General features: G+C 69.5%; 16 protein-coding genes and 1 tRNA gene. 4 read left to right on the top strand and 13 right to left on the bottom strand.

Annotated features, from left to right (window positions below):
* Positions 1 to 71 precede the first annotated feature (71 nt).
* The 5 genes from AB0L91_RS07735 to AB0L91_RS07755 form a co-directional block, all read right to left on the bottom strand.
* Positions 72 to 144 (bottom strand) — tRNA-Ala (locus AB0L91_RS07735).
* A gap of 97 nt (positions 145 to 241) precedes the next feature.
* Positions 242 to 1300 carry a gephyrin-like molybdotransferase receptor GlpR gene (gene glpR, locus AB0L91_RS07740; RefSeq protein WP_365008084.1) on the bottom strand — a complete coding sequence of 353 codons (1059 nt, stop codon included), beginning with the start codon at positions 1298 to 1300 and terminating at the stop codon, positions 242 to 244.
* 137 nt (positions 1301 to 1437) lie between these two features.
* Positions 1438 to 2088 (bottom strand): GNAT family protein, encoded by a 651-nt coding sequence (locus AB0L91_RS07745; protein ID WP_218721735.1) that lies wholly within the window; start codon positions 2086 to 2088, stop codon positions 1438 to 1440.
* Between the two features lie 12 nt (positions 2089 to 2100).
* Positions 2101 to 3360 carry a gephyrin-like molybdotransferase Glp gene (glp, locus tag AB0L91_RS07750; protein ID WP_355273458.1) on the bottom strand — a complete coding sequence of 420 codons (1260 nt, stop codon included), beginning with the start codon at positions 3358 to 3360 and terminating at the stop codon, positions 2101 to 2103.
* A 37-nt stretch (positions 3361 to 3397) separates the two neighbouring features.
* Positions 3398 to 4324, bottom strand: coding sequence for a UTP--glucose-1-phosphate uridylyltransferase (locus AB0L91_RS07755; RefSeq protein ID WP_365008088.1), 927 nt, complete (start codon positions 4322 to 4324; stop codon positions 3398 to 3400).
* An 86-nt stretch (positions 4325 to 4410) separates the two neighbouring features.
* Between AB0L91_RS07755 and AB0L91_RS07760 the strand changes: the two genes are divergently transcribed.
* The 4 genes from AB0L91_RS07760 to mscL all read left to right on the top strand — a co-directional run bounded on the left by AB0L91_RS07760 (position 4411) and on the right by mscL (position 6728).
* Positions 4411 to 5010: a 5-formyltetrahydrofolate cyclo-ligase gene (locus AB0L91_RS07760; protein WP_365011217.1), complete on the top strand. Its 600-nt coding sequence runs from the start codon at positions 4411 to 4413 to the stop codon at positions 5008 to 5010.
* Positions 5011 to 5079: 69 nt separating this feature from the next.
* The gene (locus tag AB0L91_RS07765) at positions 5080 to 5370 is read left to right on the top strand and encodes an FmdB family zinc ribbon protein (protein ID WP_355273463.1); all 291 of its coding nucleotides are present in this window, start codon (positions 5080 to 5082) and stop codon (positions 5368 to 5370) included.
* Between the two features lie 89 nt (positions 5371 to 5459).
* Positions 5460 to 6131: an SAF domain-containing protein gene (locus tag AB0L91_RS07770; RefSeq protein ID WP_365008090.1), complete on the top strand. Its 672-nt coding sequence runs from the start codon at positions 5460 to 5462 to the stop codon at positions 6129 to 6131.
* 156 nt (positions 6132 to 6287) lie between these two features.
* Entirely contained in the window at positions 6288 to 6728 is a 441-nt protein-coding gene (gene mscL, locus AB0L91_RS07775) for a large conductance mechanosensitive channel protein MscL (protein WP_355273467.1), read from the top strand.
* A 70-nt stretch (positions 6729 to 6798) separates the two neighbouring features.
* Here the strand turns inward: mscL and AB0L91_RS07780 are convergent, their stop codons facing one another.
* The 8 genes from AB0L91_RS07780 to AB0L91_RS07815 all read right to left on the bottom strand — a co-directional run bounded on the left by AB0L91_RS07780 (position 6799) and on the right by AB0L91_RS07815 (position 14230).
* On the bottom strand, positions 6799 to 7443 hold the full coding sequence (locus AB0L91_RS07780) for an MspA family porin (RefSeq protein ID WP_365008092.1): 645 nt from the start codon (positions 7441 to 7443) through the stop codon (positions 6799 to 6801).
* 64 nt (positions 7444 to 7507) lie between these two features.
* Entirely contained in the window at positions 7508 to 8176 is a 669-nt protein-coding gene (locus tag AB0L91_RS07785; protein ID WP_355273473.1) for an MspA family porin, read from the bottom strand.
* Positions 8177 to 8449: 273 nt separating this feature from the next.
* A complete protein-coding gene (locus tag AB0L91_RS07790; RefSeq protein ID WP_355273474.1) occupies positions 8450 to 9109 on the bottom strand; it encodes an MspA family porin in 660 nt (219 codons plus the stop codon).
* Between the two features lie 65 nt (positions 9110 to 9174).
* Positions 9175 to 9855, bottom strand: a complete 681-nt coding sequence (locus AB0L91_RS07795; RefSeq protein WP_218721722.1) for an MspA family porin — start codon at positions 9853 to 9855, stop codon at positions 9175 to 9177.
* A gap of 520 nt (positions 9856 to 10375) precedes the next feature.
* The gene (locus tag AB0L91_RS07800; protein ID WP_355273476.1) at positions 10376 to 10558 is read right to left on the bottom strand and encodes a hypothetical protein; all 183 of its coding nucleotides are present in this window, start codon (positions 10556 to 10558) and stop codon (positions 10376 to 10378) included.
* Positions 10559 to 10563: 5 nt separating this feature from the next.
* Entirely contained in the window at positions 10564 to 11058 is a 495-nt protein-coding gene (locus AB0L91_RS07805) for a MogA/MoaB family molybdenum cofactor biosynthesis protein (RefSeq protein ID WP_365008096.1), read from the bottom strand.
* A gap of 47 nt (positions 11059 to 11105) precedes the next feature.
* Positions 11106 to 12677: a trypsin-like peptidase domain-containing protein gene (locus AB0L91_RS07810; RefSeq protein ID WP_365008099.1), complete on the bottom strand. Its 1572-nt coding sequence runs from the start codon at positions 12675 to 12677 to the stop codon at positions 11106 to 11108.
* 92 nt (positions 12678 to 12769) lie between these two features.
* Positions 12770 to 14230 carry a HAMP domain-containing sensor histidine kinase gene (locus AB0L91_RS07815; RefSeq protein ID WP_357342786.1) on the bottom strand — a complete coding sequence of 487 codons (1461 nt, stop codon included), beginning with the start codon at positions 14228 to 14230 and terminating at the stop codon, positions 12770 to 12772.
* Positions 14231 to 14236 lie beyond the last annotated feature (6 nt).

Genomic DNA, 14236 nt, shown 5'->3' on the forward strand with positions numbered 1-14236 from the left:
ATGCGAGCTACATATGCCTACGACTCAGAAAAATGGTGCATGCCCATGCTGGGCATGCACCATTTCCTAAGTGGAGCTAAGGGGAATCGAACCCCTGACCTTCTCGATGCGAACGAGACGCGCTACCAACTGCGCTATAGCCCCGTGCGGCTCTGGCGAACCGCGCTGTGACACTGTATCAGGCGTTGCGCCCAGATACCGAATCGGTACTCTGACCTGCTGTTCTGCGTGGTTCGACCAGTCATTCGCCGACGGCGCGCCCGAGGTCTTCGACCCGGGTGCGGAGGGCGCGCGCGGTGGCCGGATCGAAGGTTTCCAGGTGCTCGAACATCGGGTCCTCGTCGTCGGTGTCGAGCAGGGTGGAACGGCGGCGCAGGGCCCGCGCGGTGTCGCGGTCCATGGTGCGCCGGGTCGTCGCCGCCTCGGGAGTGGCGGTGTCCTCGTGGCGCTTGCCCCGGGTGAGGCGAGCCGCGCGCCTGCGGCGGATCTCCTCCTCCACGTGGACCTGCTTGCGCAGGTAGGCCAGATAGCCCACCAGCACGGCCGTGGACAGCCCGCACGCCCACCAGAACATCGAGTTCAGCAGCAGGCCGAACGCGGCGAACAGGATGGTCGCGATGATCAGCCCGAGCACGGCGCGCTGCCGGAAGCTGTAGCGGGCGGCGCGGGCGATGGCGTCGGCCTCGGGGTCGTAACCGCCGCGGCCGCGCCGGTTCGGGACGAAGTCCTCGTCGTCGTCGGCCGGCCCGGCGGTGTCCTCGGCGACGTCCTCGAGGCGAGCGGGCGGCGCGGGTGGGATGCGCGCGGCGACCGGCGGGTCGGCGGCGGCATCGTCGTCGTCCGCGGCGGCCTCGTCCTCCGGATCCGATTCCGCCGCAGCGTCATCGATCGCGGGAGGTGCGGAATCGGCTGCCTCGGTAGCGGCTCCGGGCTCGTCGCCGGTCGCGGCGTCGCCGAGCTCGGCCTCGGCGTCGGCCGCGGCCTCGAGTTCCGGTGTGGGGGTGAGCAACTCGTCGTCAGCTTCGGTGACGGGCTCGTCGGCCGGTGTCGTCATCCGATCCTCCGAATCAGTACGGTGGGGGCGCTTGGTCAGCACACGGGGGCGGTAGTCGGGGTCGGTCTCGTGACCGCCCGCAGCCCCGATGCGAATCCGTCGTTCGGCCCCGCCACGGTGCAGCACACGCGTGGCGAGTGCGGCATCGGTGGTGCGGCGGATCCGGGGATGCCGGTCCGCCAGGATCGGGAACAGGACGAAGACCCACAGCACCACAAGTCCGATCCACAGGATCGAATTCGGCATCGCGGTCATCACCTCCCGTCCCCGCCTGCGCGTTTATCCATAGTTGGACGCACTACCGACGTCCGTAGGTTAATTCGGACACGCCTGCCCTCGCGGCAGGCGCGCCGTGCACACCTGCCACATGAGTAACAGAAATTTCACGGCAGCGCCGCTCGACCCTCTCTGACCAGGCGATCGACGACGGTGCCCATAACTTCTTCGACCGTCAAGCCCACCAGCAGGTGATCCCGCCATTCGCCGTCCACATCGAGATAGCGGCGCAGCAAACCCTCTTCGCGGAACCCGACATTGCGCAGGACCGCCTGGCTGGCCAGGTTCTCCGGCCGCACCGTGGCCTCCACCCGGTGCAGGCCGACCGGCCCGAAGCAGTGGTCCAGCCCCAGCGCGAGCGCGGCCGTGGCGACCCCCTGGCCGCCGAGATCCTTGGCCACCCAGTAGCCGATCCAGGCCGAGCGCAGCGCGCCGCGCACGATATTGCCGATCGTCAGCTGTCCGCTGAACTGCCCGTTGACCTCGATCACCAGCGGGATCATCGCGCCCCGCCTGGCCTCGGCCTTCAGGCTCGTCCACAGCGACGGCCAGTTGGACGCGTGATTGCGCGCCTCCCAGCTGCCGCGCCCGGTCGGCTCCCAGCGCTCCAAATGGTCGCGATCGCGCAGCCGGATCCGGCTCCACGCCGCGGCGTCGCGGAACCGCACCGGGCGCAACGTCACCTGGCCACCCGCGACGATCACCGGACCGAGCCGGGCGGGCCATCCGGGATGCTGACCTGCCCGGAATACGTTCATCGAGTCCACTGATCAGCCGCGCTGCGCCAGGAAAGCCACCCGCACCTCGTCACCGGTGCGGAAATCGGTGTCGTCGGGCTCCACCACGATGAGGCTGTTGGCCTCGGCCAGCGTCGCCAGCAGATGCGACGACCCGCCGTTGCCGTTGCCCAGCGGCTGCACCAGATAGTCACCGGTGGCCTCGTCACGCAGCAGCTGCGCGCGCAGATAGCCCTTGCGGCCGGGCATCGAGGTGATCGGAGTGATGGTGCGGGCGTTGACGATCCGCCGCATCGGCTGCCTGCGGCCCAGCGCGATCCGGATCAGCGGACGCACCATCACCTCGAAGACCACCAGCGCGCTCACCGGATTCGACGGCAGCAGGAAGGTCGGCACCTCGTCGCGACCGAGCCTGCCGAAACCCTGCACCGAGCCCGGATGCATGGCCACCCGGTCCACCTCGAGCTCACCGAGCCCGTCCAGCGCCTCGCGCACCTGCTCGGACGCCCAGCCGCCGACCGCGCCGGCGATCACCACGACCTCCGAGCGCACCAGCTGACCCTCGACCACATCGCGCAGCCTGCGCGGATCGGCGCTGACGATGCCGACCCGGTTGACGTCGGCGCCCGCGTCGCGCGCGGCCGCGGCCAGCGCATAGGAGTTCACGTCGTAGACCTGACCGGGGCCGGGGGTGCGATCGATATCGATCAGCTCGCCGCCGATGGAGATCACCGACAGGCGCGGACGCGGATGCACCAGCACCTTGTCCTGCCCGACCGCGGCCAGCAGGCCCACCTGGGCGGCGCCGATGATGGTGCCGGCGCGCACGGCCACGTCGCCGGGCTGCACGTCGTCGCCGATGCGGCGGACGTAGTCGCCCGAGCGGACCGGCTCGAAGACCTTGATCCTGGCCCGGCCGCCGTCGGTGAAGTCCAGCGGCAGCACCGCGTCGGCCAGCGTCGGCAGCGGAGCGCCGGTGTCGACGCGCACGGTCTGGCGCGGCTGCAGCCGGATGGGCTGGCGCGAACCGGCGACCACCTCGCCGACCACCGGCAGGGTGAGGTCGATCAGTTCGCCCTCTTCGTCGCGCACGTCGGTGCCCGCGGCGGAGACGTCGACGCTGCGCACCGCGTATCCGTCGATGGCGGCCTGATCGAAGCCGGGCAGCGGCCGTTCGGTGACGACGTCCTCCGCGCACAGCAGACCCTGGGCCTCGGATATCGCGACCCGGACCGGCCTGGGTGCGACCGCGGCCGCGGTGACCTTGATCAGCTGATCCTCAACCGAGCGCATCGAGCTCCTGTGTCTATGTGTCCATCGCTTGCCGCGCTTACGCGTTCGGGGAGTTGGGATCCCACTCCGGGCTGAGCCGGAACTTCAGCCACTCACGCAATTGCGGGCCGTATTCCTCCCGCTCGAGGGCGAAATCGACGGCAGCTCGAAGATAGCCGCCCGGGTTACCCAAATCGTGGCGCGACCCACGGTGGACGACCACATGGACCGGGTGTCCCTCCGCGATCAGCAGGGCGATCGCGTCGGTGATCTGCAGTTCCCCGCCCGCGCCCGGCTCGATCCGGCGCAGTGCGTCGAAGATCACCCGGTCGAGCAGGTAGCGGCCGGCCGCGGCCAGGGTCGAGGGCGCGTCGGCCAGCTCGGGCTTCTCGACCATGCCCTTGACCCGCAGCACGTCGGCCTCGGCACCCTCGGTCAGCTCCTCGACGTCGAAGACGCCGTACGCGCTGACCTGCGACTTCGGCACGTCGATGGCGCACAGCACCGAGCCGCCGCGCTCCCGGCGCACCCGGCTCATGGTCTCGAGCACGCCGCACGGCAGCACCAGGTCGTCGGGCAGCAGCACGGCGATGGCGTCCTCGTCGTCGTCGAGCGCCGCCTCGGCCTGGGCCACCGCGTGGCCGAGACCCAGCGGCTCCTCCTGCACGACCGAGGTCACGTCGAGCAGCGCCGGGGCCTTGCGGACCTTCTCCAGCAGGGCGAACTTGCCGCGCTCGGCCAGGGTGCTCTCCAGCACCAGATCCTCGACGAAATGGGCGACGACGCCGTCCTTGCCGGGCGAGGTCACGATCACCAGCCGCTCGGCGCCGGAATCGGCGGCCTCGGCGGCGACGAGCTCGATGCCGGGGGTGTCGACCACCGGCAGCAATTCCTTGGGCACCGTCTTGGTGGCAGGCAGAAACCGCGTTCCGAGTCCGGCCGCGGGTACCACCGCAGTGCGGAAACCGGAAGTCTTGTCTGTCATGCGCATACCCTATCCATTCAGCTGCCGTCCGATCGCCCGTCGCGACGATCCGGCGTCGGCAAGAGCTTAGGGTGGTCGCTGTGGAGATGCCCGGTGAGCGCACCAAATATGCGTGGCGCAGCCACATCCTCGCCGAACGTGCGCAGGTCGGGGCCGCCGAGCACGCCCGCGAGGCCGCGGCGCTCGCCGCCGTCATCGGCCCGCTGGCCGGGGCCGATGACGTCGTCTGCGCGTATGTCCCGATCCGCGGCGAGCCCGGCGATCTGCGCATGCTCGACGCGCTGCGTGTGCGCAACGCCACGGTGTTGCTGCCGGTGACCGGGGAGCCGGGGCCGCTGAGCTGGGCGCGCTACGAGGGCCCCGATTCGCTGCGCAAGGCCCGCTTCGGCCTACTCGAACCGACCACGGCGACGCTGCCGCCGGACACCGTGGCTACCGCGGCGACGATCCTGGTGCCCGCGCTCGCGGTGGACCGCCGTGGCGTCCGGCTGGGGCGCGGGGCCGGGTACTACGACCGCACGCTGGGCGCCGCCGGGATCAGCACTCGCCTGATCGCCGTCGTCCGGGATAATGAACTCGTCGACCGGCTGCCGGAGGAACCGCACGACCGGCGAATGGGGTGGGCACTGACGCCCGGCGGTGGCCTGCGTGAACTCGGCGGTGACCGGCCCGTTCCGCCGGAATGAAACCGCGATTTCCGACGTTGGCAGTGTCGGCGGTAGAGTGCTAGATCGACGAGACTTGCGGAGGATCCTGTGCCAACTTATTCATACGCGTGCACCGAGTGTGACAACCGCTTCGACATCGTTCAGTCCTTCTCCGACGACACACTGACGGAGTGCCCGCAGTGTTCCGGGAAGCTGCGGAAGCTGTTCAACTCGGTGGGCATCGTGTTCAAGGGCAGCGGTTTCTACCGCACCGACAGCCGGGGTGGCGCGTCCACCGCGAGCGAGCCCGCGAAGTCCTCCTCCTCGGACAGCGGCAGCAACGGCAGCAGCTCCACCTCGACGTCGACCACGAGCTCGACGCCCGCCGCCGCGAGCTGACCTCCGCCGGTTTGTCCACAGCCCCCGAGTTGTCCACAACCAGGACTTTCACCGGCTGATCCCCGCTGCCACGCTCCTAGGCTTCGGGCATGACTCGCAGTCTTGCCGATCTGGGACGTGGCAGTTCCTGGCGCTTCGCCCTCGGTAACCGCCCGGCCTGGGCCGACGCACTGCTCGCCCGTCGCATCGCGGCCGCCGTGCTCGCGCTGGTCGCGCTGGCGCTGTTCGTCCGCGGCGATCCCGGCACCACCCGCGACGCTGTCGTCGTCGCCGCCCGCGAACTGGCCCCCGGCAGGCTGCTCACCGCCGACGACCTGCGCGTCGATCGGCACGAATCCCGTTCGCTGCCTTCGGGTTCCGTCACCGACCCCGCCGTTCTGCTCGGCGCTACGCTCACCGGCGCGATGCGCCCCGGGGAAACCTTCACCGATCTGCGCGTGGTCGGCCCCCGGCTGGCGGCGGCCGCCGCGGGCAGTCCCGAGGCCAGGATCGTGCCGATCCGGCTGGCCGATCCCGCGGTGGCCGAGGTGTTGCGCGCGGGTGACCGGGTCGATGTCGTCGGGGTCGAGGACGCGGGCGGCCCCGGCGCGAGCAAGCCGGCGCGCACCCTCGCCACCGACGCCGCCGTCGTTCTGGTCACCGCGACCGGTGAGCGGCGCTCCGGGGCGGAACGAGTGGTCCTGGTCGCGCTGGACGCCGAATACGCCACGGCCGTCGCGGGCGCCTCGTTGCGCACGGCGCTGACGGTGGTCTTCCATTGACGGCGCGACGGCGGCGCCGGACGCACCCGGACACTGTTCGCGAGAAATTTGCCGCAACTCTCGTTAGCATCACACAGGAACCAGCACGACCGTTCGCAGCATTCGACACGGAGCGCAGCGCCTGGGGCCGGCTCCTGCACGAAGGAGACATCGGCAATGCTCAAAGGTTTCAAGGATTTCCTGCTCCGCGGCAACGTAGTCGACCTGGCGGTCGCCGTCGTGATCGGCACGGCCTTCGTCGCGATCGTCACCGCGTTCACCGACGGAATCATCAATCCCTTGCTGGCGGTCTTCGGCGGAAGCAACGAGCTGGGTCTCGGTTTCCAGCTCGTCGCCGGCAAACCGGCCACTTTCGTCGAAGTCGGACCGATCATCACGGCGGGCATCAACTTCCTGCTCATCGCGGCGATCCTGTACTTCGTCCTGGTGCTGCCGTCCACCCTGGCCAAGAAGCGGATGGGCATCGAGGACGACCTCACCGACAACGAGGTGCTGGTCCAGATCCGCGACCTGCTCGCCGAGCAGGGCAACACCTCCAACGGCAAGCACGGCATCCTGCCGGAGCCGTCGCGGGGCAACGGCGACCACACCCGCTGAGTTCGAAAATCGGGGCTGGTCCAGGGAACTCGCGTTCCGGGACCAGCCCCGATCGCTGCGTACCGAGTCGTCAGCCGAGGCTGAAGGGCTGGCCCCACAGCGTGACCCAGCTGATCACATTGTCGGTCTCCACCTCGACGCTCACGAACGAGCGCGCCTGGGCGTAGCCGCCGCAGCCGGACAGGCCGATGGTCTCGTCGGCCCAGGTCACCGAGCCGCTGCCGTTCTTGAAGGCATTGCGGGTCTTGTGGGACTCGTCGCCGTAGTCGTCGGGCATCTCCAGGTCGAGAACGTAGAACGACTTGGACTGGCCGGGGCCGAGCGAGAGCGCTCCGCCACCGAGGCCCACCGCGCCCTCCGAGTCGAACCCGCCTTCGGCCCGCGGGCCGCCGCCCTCGATATTGACCTGGCAGCCGACGGTGTAGCCGGGGAAGATCTTGCCGCCGCCACCGCCGGACACCGACACCTGCGCGCTGCCCGACACCCAGGCATTCCGGTGCGCCGGCGTCGATCCCATCGAGGGATTGATGTTCGCGGACTCCCCGACCATGCTGATGTCGACGACGGTGCCGTCGGACAGGGTTTTGCTGATATGTCCGCCCGGCAGCGGAACGAAGGTGTCGGCGTGCGCCGCACCGGTGGAGAACAAGCCCAATGCCACGGTCGCCGCGGCGGTGAGACCGGCCGCGCGCGCCATGCTTCCAACATTGATCATCACTGTTGACCCCTCGAGGGTGAATTCGTGTGAGCTAGCGAGAATTTCGTCGACTCGGCCGCGATCAGCCGATGCTGAAGGGCATGCCGTACAGGGTGGTCTTGGAGTAGTGGTCGCCGATGATCTCGACCACCGTGTACGACCGGGCCTGGGCATAGCCCGCGCACCCCTGGACCTGGATCTCGGCGTCCTGGTACTCCACCGAGTAGACGCCCGGCTTCAGAATGTCCTTGGAACTGATCTGGGCGAAGGCCACCTCGCCGGGACCGAGATCCAGGCCGATGGAGCCCTCACCGATCGGGCCGTTGGTGTCCAGACCGACACCGACCTGGCCGCCGATCGCGTCGTCGCCGATGCTCACCTGGCAGCCGACGATGTAGCCCGTACTCAGTTGCGACGCACCGTGGGTCGACGAATTGTTGGAACCGGGCCGGTTGGACGGGCCGTTCCACGGACCCACCTCGCCCTCCGGGGTGACCTGCACATCGGCGCGCGCGTTGCCCGAGACCCAGACGACGCGACCCGCACCGTTGGCGGCGAGCGACGGCGAGACGATCGCGCTCTCGCCGGTGCGGCTGACGGTGACGCCGGGACCGTTCTTCTGGCCGTCCGGCAACGGAACGAAGGTATCCGCGTTGGCAGCACCGGCCGACAACAGGCCGATCGTCACGGCCACTGCGGCACCGGCGCCGAAGGCGCCGCGACGCACGCGGTTGGTGCGGTTCTCGCTCATACTTCCCCTCGAGGTGTACGCAAAATCGACCTCGACCGTCGAGGTCGATATCTGTGCTGCGCCCGGACCCAGCCCAGACGGGTCCGCGGACCGCGTCGCTGGCAACAGGGCGGACTCGCCCAGCCGGGAGGTGTATCGAGAAGCTGAAAAGCAAATTTCGCCACAAACATAATGAGGCGACCGGCCAATGTCCAGCGCCACAAACTTATCGGCACAACAAAACGGGCCGGTCGCAATTGCGACCGGCCCGTTGAGCGTTCGGGATCGAACAGATCAGCCCAGGCTGAACGGCTGGCCCCACAGGGTCACCCAGCTGATGACGTTGTCGGTCTCGACCTCGACGCTCACGAAGGCACGAGCCTGCGCGTAGCCACCGCAGCCGGACAGACCGATGGTCGAATCCGACCAGGTCACCGAGCCGGCGCCGTTCTTGAACTTGTTCGACTTGCCGTGCGACTCCGAGCCGTAGTCGTCGGCCTTCTCGATGTCGAGAATGTAGAACGACTTCGACTGGCCGGGGCCGAGCGAGAGCTCGCCGCCGGTGCCGACGCCACCGGAAGCGTTGCCCTCCCAGTCGCTTTCGACCGTCGCGTCACCGGAGACACCGCCGCCGGCGATGTTGACCTGGCAACCCACGGTGTAACCCGGGAAGATCTTGCCCGAGCCGCCGTCGGAGACGGTGACCTGCGCGCTACCGGAGACCCACGCGTTGCGGTGCACCGGGGTGGAGCCCATCGACGGGCTGATGTTGGCCGACTCGCCCACCAGGCTGATCTCGACGACGGTGCCGTCGGACAGGGTCTTGGTGATGTGGCCACCCGGCAGGGGAACGAAGGTGTCGGCGTTGGCCGCGCCCGTGGAGAACAGGCCGACGGCCACGGTGGCCGCGGCGCTGACGCCCGCCATCCGCGCCATGAACTTACGGTTGATCATAGGAATTGTCCCTCGAGATTGAGTTCGCCGCAGCGAGAAGAAGATTCGGGCCGGTTCGAAAGACGTCAGCCGATGCTGAACGGCATGCCGTACAGGGTGGTCTTCGAGTAGTTGTCACCGATGATCTCGACCACGGTGTACGCCCGAGCCTGCGCGTAGCCGGCGCAGCCCTGGATCTCGATCTCCGCGTCCTGGTAATCGATCGCGTAGGTGCCGGCCTTCTGGATGTCCTTCGAGCTGATCTGCACGAACTTGACCTCGCCCGGGCCCAGGTTGACGCCGATCGAGCCGCCGGCGCTCACGCCACCGGTGCTCAGACCGCCGGAGACGCCGGCGCCGATCGCGTCGTCGGCGATGCTCACCTGGCAACCGACGATGTAGCCGGTGTTCAGCTGGGAGGTGCCGTGGGTGGAGGAGTTGTTGGAACCGGGGCGGCCGGACGGGCCGTTCCAGGGGCCGACCTCACCCTCGGGGGTGTCGGCGACCTCGGCCAGCGCGGTGCCGGAGACCCAGACGACGCGACCCGCGCCGTTGGCGGCCAGCGACGGCGAGATCAAAGCGTGCTCACCCGTGCGGGTGATGGTCACGCCGGCAGGGCTCACCTTCTGGCCGTCCGGCAACGGCACGAAGGTGTCGGCGTTGGCGGCACCGGTCGACAGCAGGCCGAAAGCCACGGCGGCCGCGGCAGCGCCGACGCCCGCGGCACGGGCGCCGCGGCGCACACCGGTGGTGCGGTTCTCGCTCATACTTCCCCTCATCAGTGTCTAACAGCCGGTCTCGACTTTCGAGACCGGACGGGTGGACCTCACAGGCCCAGCTCAGTGTGTCGCCCCTTTGTTGCCGTTACGTAACCAACTGTTATTTCGACGATACGGGCGGGGCCGGTGTGGCGAACCCGAGCCAGGGTTCCACCGGGTGGTTCAACACACAGAAGCGGGGTACTGCGGGGGCCAATAGTTGATGGCTCGATGGCGAACATTAAACGCTGTACAGCCGTTCCGGCAACGAAAGAGTTCGTAAATTTCAATGTGACCCCAAGCACAGGTGCGCACATCGCCACATGCTTTGACGTGCATAAATGCATCGGAGATCAGCGGCGTCAACGGGACTGAACCGGAAGTGGTTACTGGCGAGTTTCGAACACCTATACGACAAAGGACCACGCTTTCGCGTGGTCCCGAGGAATTGTCACCCGTTCGCAATCACACCCGAAACGGCATTTCTGTGAGCGCCTATTACGTAGCGGCTACGTAGATAACGGTAAGGTCACCCGTGGTGCGGTGGCACCTGCGAACGTAACCATTCGTCGTTATCCGAGCGCCCCCCGCGCTCGTCACCGGTGGTTTCGGGCAGCACGTCCCCGAAGATACGGGCCAGGCGCGCGGCCTCGGCGGCCTTGCGCCGGACGGCCTCCTGGTCCCCCGGCGACGTGCTGTCCGACGACGTCATCGCCGTCACTCGTCCAATCCGGAGAGCTCATCGATCACCCGGCTCGCGAGCGGGCCCAGCGTCGCCATGCCGTCGCGGATGGCGGAGCGGGTACCCGGCAGGTTCACCACCAGGGTGCTGCCGGAGATGCCGGCGACGCCGCGCGACAGACCCGCGTCCAGCGAGCCGGCCACCCGGCCCGAGGCCCGCAGCGCCTCGGTGATGCCGGGCAGTTCCCGGTCGAGCACCTGCACGGTGGCCTCGGGGGTGATGTCGCGGGGCGACATGCCCGTGCCGCCGACCGAGATCACCAGATCGACGCCGCCGATCACCGCGGTGTTGAGCGCGTTGCGGATCTCGACCTCCTCGGCCTGCACCGTCACCGAGGCGTCGACGAGGAAGCCCGCCTCGCTGAGCAGTTCGGTGACGAGCGGGCCGAACGAATCCACGCCGCCATGCGCCGTCCGATCGTCGACGACAACAACCAGTGCCCGCCCTGCCACGGGAGCATCGATGTCCATGCTCATCACCGTAGCGCTTACACACGACAGCGCCGCGCTCGAACGCATCATCGGCCGCCCTCCGCCGCGGCGCCGGTGAGGGTGACCTCGACCGTCTTGGCATTGCCGCCCTGCTCGTCGGTGTAGGTGAGCTTCACCTTGTCGCCCGGCTGATGCGAGCGGACCGCCGCGATCAGCGCGTCGCCGGAGTCGATCGGCCGGTCGTCGAGGCGGGTGACGACCGCGCCGGCGGGCACGCCCGCCTTCGCCGCGGGCCCGTCCGGGGTGACCTCGAGTACCCGGGCCGCGGTGTCCTGCGGCCGCAGCTTGATGCCGATCTGGGCGTAGGTGGCGTGGCCGGTCTTGATCAGTTCGTCGGCGACCCGGCGGGCCTGATCCACCGGGATGGCGAAGCCGAGGCCGATCGAACCGCTCTGCGCGCCGCCCGCTGCCTCGCCGCCGAGGCTGGCGATGGCGGTGTTGATGCCGATCAGCTTGCCCTGGCCGTCGACCAGCGCGCCGCCGGAGTTGCCCGGGTTGATCGCCGCGTCGGTCTGGATCGCGTCGATCACCGGGTTGACCTGACTGGGGGTGCCCTCACCGCTGGTCGAGACCGGGCGGTTGAGCGCGGAGACGATGCCGGTGGTGACGGTGCCCGCCAGGCCGAGCGGCGAGCCGATCGCGATCACCGGCTGCCCGACCGCGAGCCCGTCGGAGGTGCCGAGTTCGATCGGGGTGAGCCCGCTCTTGCCGCTGACCTTGATGACGGCCAGGTCCGAGACCGGATCGGCGCCGATCATGGTGGCCGGCGCGGTGCTGCCGTCGCTGAACACCACTTCCATCTTCGCCGAGGCGCCCGCGCCCGCGGCGACGTGATTGTTGGTGAGGATCAAGCCGTCGGTGGACAGCACGACCCCGGAGCCCTCGCCGGAGGCGCGCGCACCGGCCACCTTGATCATCACGACACTGGGCAGCACCCGCTGGGCAACCGCCTGGGTCGACCCGGCCGGGGCGTTGGCGACGTTGTTGACCGCGGGCTTGGGCGCGTCGAGCGCGTTGGTCACCGGGGCGGACTCGGAACCGGTCGCCAGCACGCCGACGACACCACCGATACCACCACTGACCAGCGCCAACGCCGTGGCTCCCGCCACCAGACCGAGCCGCAGCGGCTTCCGCGGCGGAGCGGGCGGCGCGACGACACCGCCGGGCTGTCCCCCGAAGGCGGGCGGAACCTGCTGACCGTGCGACACGCCGTAAGCGGACACGCCGGGCAGTGGCGCCGTGCCATACGAATCCGCGGTGCCGTAGGGCTGTCCGGAACCGTGGGGCTGTGCTGAGCCATGGGGCTGCGGCGAGCCGTACGGCTGCTCGGCGCTGTGGGAGGACGCGGCGCCGTACGGCTGCTCAGGGGCGTGGGGTGGCACCGGGCCCGCGGGATGGCCGCCCGGCTGTGCCCCGGGGAACGGGCCCGGCTGACCGGGGTGCGGCACCCCACCGAAGGGTTGGGCGGCGCCGGCGGCGGGCAGCTGGCCCGAGGCCGGACCCGAACCGGGGAACGGCGCCCCGGCGGGATGATCCGCGCTGCCCGGTCCGGAGTCGGCGGGCTGGTCAGCAGGTCGCTGCTGGGGATCGTCGGTCATGGTGTCTGTCTCCTCACGCTTGCCTACCAGCTTCGTGACGGGTACTGAGAGGCGGCTGAGATCGTCCCGTCAGTTCGCCGAGACTCCGCGGATCACACCGAGCCGGGCTCGGAGTCGTCCGGAACCGCCGGAGCCTCACCGGGCAACACGATCCGGACCAGGGCGCCGCCGCGGTCGGAGGTGTCGATCGCGATCGTGCCACCGTGCTTGGTCACCACCTGCTTGACGATCGCGAGCCCGAGCCCGGAACCCGGCATCGACCGCGAGGCCGTGGTCCGGTAGAAGCGCTCGAACACCAGCTCCCGTTCGTCGCTGGGGATGCCCGGACCGGCATCGGCGACCACCAGCTCGAGCAGGCCGGGACCGGCCGGGCGCATGGTGATCCTGACCTCGGCGTCGCCGGGACTCCACTTGGCGGCGTTGTCGAGCACGTTGAGCACCGCGCGTTCCAGGCCCGCCTCGTGCCCGTAGACGAACCAGGGGCGCAGTTCGGCGGTGAAGGTGATGCCGGTGCGCCTGCGCCGCGCACGCTCGAGCGCGCGCTCGGCCACCTCGCCGAGATCCACCCGCTCGTAGACGGTTTCGGGCGCGTCCTCGCGGGCCAGGTCGACCAGGTCGCCGACCAGCGTCGAGAGCTCCTCGATCTGGGCGACCACGTCCGCGCGCAGCTCCGCCATGTCCTCGTCGGGCAGCTGCGGCGCGCCCGGCCTGCCCGAGGCGATGAGCAGCTCCATATTGGTGCGCAGCGAGGTCAGCGGGGTGCGCAGTTCGTGGCCGGCGTCGGCGACGAGCCTGCGCTGGCGGTCGCGGGATTCGGCCAGCGCCCGCAGCATCGTGTTGAAACTCTCGGTGAGCCTGGCCAGTTCGTCGTCACCGGTGACCGGGATCGGGGTGAGGTCGTCGGTGCGGGCGACCCGCTCGGTCGCGGCGGTCAGCCGGGCGATCGGGCGCAGGCCGGTACGGCCCACCGCGGTGCCCGCCGCGGCCGCGAGCACGACGCCGCAGGCGCCGACCACGAACAGCAGCCAGGCCAGCCGATCGAGCACCTCACGGGTGCGGTAGAGCTTCTGCGAGATGATCAGCGTCGCGCCGCTGTGCGTGCGCGCGGCGAGCACCCGCTGGTCACCGACGGTGCGCAGCGACGAGTTGATCTTGCCGTCGGCGACGGCGAGCTCCTGCGCGCCGACCGGCGGAATCGTCTGCTGCGGCGGCATGTACGGCTTGTGGTCGGCGTAGATCAGCGCGACGCCGACATCGTTGGAGAACAACCCGGCCAGCACGATCGACTGGAAGCCGAGCGTCTCGAAGTTGTTGTTGATCATCGTCGCCGCCCTGGCCTCGAGCTGGGCGTCGACGTCGGCGTAGAGCGCGCGGGCCACCATCGCGTAGGCCGCGATGGAGGTGACCGCGACGGCGATGAGCACCACCGACGCGGCCAGCAGGGTCACCCGCCAGCGCAGCGACACCGAGCGCGTCAGCGGCATCGGTGGGCGCATCTCCCCCGCGTCCGGCGGGCGCCGCAGCACGGCGACGGCGGGTTCCTTGGATGCCATCGCGGC

This window comes from Nocardia sp. NPDC051833, assembly GCF_040681225.1.
In the GTDB taxonomy this organism is placed as follows: Bacteria; Actinomycetota; Actinomycetes; order Mycobacteriales; family Mycobacteriaceae; genus Nocardia.